We start from the raw sequence: 3017 nt of genomic DNA, 5'->3' as shown, positions 1-3017 counted from the left end.
ATCCTGACCAGTCGGCCAGGGCGCGGGAGCTGATCGAACGCCACAGGGTCCTTGCGCCGACCACGGTGGTTCTTGAGAGCGAGTGGGTGCTGCGCGGCGCCTATGGTCTGGCCAAGGCCGATGTCCTGGCCGCCCTGCGCGCCTTCGCCGGCTTGCCGAATGTCACCCTCCAGGAGCCCGAACGGGTGGCTGCGGCGCTGAAATGGGCAGACGGCGGAATGGACTTCGCAGACGCCCTGCATCTGGCCGCCGCCGCCGACTGCGAGGCCTTTGTCACGTTCGATCAGAAGATGGCCAAGGCCAGCGAGGGGCTGAACACGCCGGTGGTCCGCGAGCCTTGAACGGCGCCGCAACGAAAAAGGGCCGGGCGCCCTGCGGCGTCCGGCCCGTCTCGTGGTGTTGCTCAGCCTGACCCTAGTTCTTGGCCAGCCAGGCGACGATTTCCTCGGCCGCCTGTTCGGGCGACAGGGTGGTGGTGTCGACGGTGATCTCGGCGTGTTCCGGCTCCTCATAGGGGGAGTCGATGCCGGTGAAGTTCTTCAGCTCGCCGGCCCGGGCCTTGGCGTAGAGGCCCTTGACGTCGCGCTGCTCGGCCACCGCCAGTGGGGTGGCCACATAGACCTCGACGAACTCGCCGTCCTCCATCAGCTCGCGGGCCATGCGGCGTTCGGCCCGGAAGGGAGAGATGAAGGAGACCAGCACGATCAGGCCCGCATCGACCATCAGCTTGGAGACCTCGGCCACCCGGCGGATGTTTTCCACCCGGTCTTCTTCGGTGAAGCCGAGATCCTTGTTCAGGCCGTGGCGGACATTGTCGCCGTCCAGCAGATAGGTGTGGCGGCCGTCGGCCTGCATCCGCTTTTCGACCAGGTTGGCGATGGTCGACTTGCCGGCGCCCGAGAGGCCGGTGAGCCAGACCACGCGGCCCTTCTGGCCCTTCTGGGCGGCGCGTGAGGCCTTGGAGACGTCCAGGGCCTGCCAGTGGATGTTCTGGCTGCGGCGGAGCGCGAAGTGCAGCATGCCGGCGGCCACCGTCCGGTTGGAGATCCGGTCGATGAGGATGAAGCCGCCAAGGGTGTGGTTGTCCTTGTAGGCGTCAAAGGCGATGGGGGCGTCGAGGGAGAGGTTGCAGACGCCGATCTCGTTCAGCTCCAACCGCTTGGCGGCCAGCTGTTCGAGGGTGTTCACATTCACCTTGTACTTGGGCTCGGTGATGCTGGCGCCGACGATGCGGGTCCCGATCTTCATCAGATAGGGACGGCCGGGCAGCATGCCCTCGTCATCCATCCAGACGATGGTCGCCTCGAACTGGTCGGCCACCTCCGGCGGCTGGCCGGCGATGGACAGCACGTCGCCGCGGCTGACGTCGATCTCGTCGGTCAGGGTGACGGTCACCGACTGACCGGCCACGGCCCGGGGCAGGTCGCCGGTCATGGTGACGATGCGGGCCACGGTGCTTTCGCGGCCCGAGGGCAGGGCCTTGACCTTGTCGCCGGGCGCGATGGTCCCGGTGGCGATCAGGCCGGAGAAGCCGCGGAAATCGAGATCGGGGCGATTGACCCACTGGATCGGCATGCGGAAGGGCTTCTCCCGCAGGTCGTCCTCGACATCCAGGGACTCCAGGTGCGGCAGCAGGGCCGGGCCGGTGTACCAGGGCGCCTTGTCGCTGGTCTCGGTGATGTTGTCGCCCTTGAGCGCCGACATCGGGATGGCGGTGAAGGCCTTGACGCCGATCTGGGCGGCGAAGTCGTGATATTCCGCCAGGATGGTGTCGAACACCTCCTGGCTCCAGCCCACCAGGTCCATCTTGTTGATGGCCAGGACCACATGGCGGATGCCCAGCAGGGAGACGAGGTAGGAGTGGCGCCGCGTCTGGGTCAGCACGCCCTTGCGCGCATCGATCAGGATGATGGCCGCGTCCGCCATGGAGGCGCCGGTGACCATGTTGCGGGTATATTGCTCGTGGCCAGGGGTGTCGGCGACGATGAACTTGCGGGTGTCGGTGGAGAAGAAACGGTAGGCGACATCGATGGTGATGCCCTGCTCACGTTCAGCGGCCAGACCGTCCACCAGCAGAGCGAAGTCGATATCGCCCCCTTGCGTGCCGACCCGCTTGGAGTCGGCCTCAAGGGCGGCCATCTGGTCTTCGAAGATCATCTTGGAGTCGTAGAGCAGGCGACCGATCAGGGTCGACTTGCCGTCGTCCACCGATCCGCAGGTCAGGAAGCGCAGCAGGCTCTTGTGCTCGTGGGCCTTGAGATAGGCCTCGATGTCTTCGGCGATGAGTGCGGACTGGTGCGACATCAGAAGTAGCCCTCTTGCTTCTTCTTCTCCATCGAGGCGGCCTGGTCGTGATCGATCACGCGGCCCTGGCGCTCAGACGTGGTGGTGAGAAGCATTTCCTGGATGATTTCCGGCAGGGTGGCCGCGGTGCTCTCGACCGCGCCGGTCAGCGGGTAGCAGCCGAGCGTGCGGAACCGCACCGACTTCATCATCGGGGTCTCGCCGGGACGCAGCGGCATGCGGTCGTCATCGACCATGATCAGGGCGCCGTCGCGCTCCACCACTGGCCGGACGTCCGAGTAGTAGAGAGGGACGATCGGGATGTTCTCCAGGTGGATGTATTGCCAGATGTCAAGCTCGGTCCAGTTGGAGATCGGGAAGACCCGCATGCTTTCCCCCTGCGCCTTGCGGGCGTTGTAGAGGTTCCACAGCTCAGGCCGCTGGTTCTTGGGGTCCCAGCGGTGCTGGGCCGAGCGGAAGGAGAAGACGCGCTCCTTGGCGCGGGACTTTTCCTCGTCCCGGCGGGCGCCGCCGAAGGCCGCATCGAAGCCGTACTGATCGAGGGCCTGCTTCAGGCCCTCGGTCTTCCACATGTCGGTGTGCAGGGCCGAGCCATGGTCAAAGGGGTTGATGCCGCGGGCCAGGGCCTCGGGATTGCGGTGCACCCGGAGCTCGAAGCCGAGGGTGTCAGCCATGCGCGCGCGCATCTCGTACATGGCGCGGAACTTCCAGGT

The 3017-nt window shown here is 66.1% G+C and carries 3 protein-coding genes; 1 reads left to right on the top strand and 2 read right to left on the bottom strand.

Going from position 1 to position 3017, the window contains the following annotated elements; translation table 11 throughout:
• A partial coding sequence (locus tag Q7V15_RS01135; RefSeq protein ID WP_304753120.1) for a type II toxin-antitoxin system VapC family toxin occupies window positions 1-341 on the top strand: 341 nt, incomplete at its 5' end.
• Window positions 342-414: 73 nt separating this feature from the next.
• Here the strand turns inward: Q7V15_RS01135 and cysN are convergent.
• Together cysN and cysD are read right to left on the bottom strand one after the other, a co-directional pair.
• Window positions 415-2304, bottom strand: coding sequence for a sulfate adenylyltransferase subunit CysN (cysN, locus tag Q7V15_RS01130; protein WP_304753117.1), 1890 nt, complete (start codon window positions 2302-2304; stop codon window positions 415-417).
• The coding region (gene cysD / locus Q7V15_RS01125; RefSeq protein ID WP_304753114.1) for a sulfate adenylyltransferase subunit CysD at window positions 2304-3017 on the bottom strand (714 nt) is incomplete at its 5' end. The genes cysD and cysN, both read right to left, overlap by 1 nt.

Source organism: Phenylobacterium sp. (assembly GCF_030651755.1).
Lineage (GTDB): Bacteria > Pseudomonadota > Alphaproteobacteria > Caulobacterales > Caulobacteraceae > Phenylobacterium.
The sequence above is the reverse complement of the archived record's forward strand: the minus strand, read 5'-3'. Positions and strand labels throughout refer to the sequence as shown.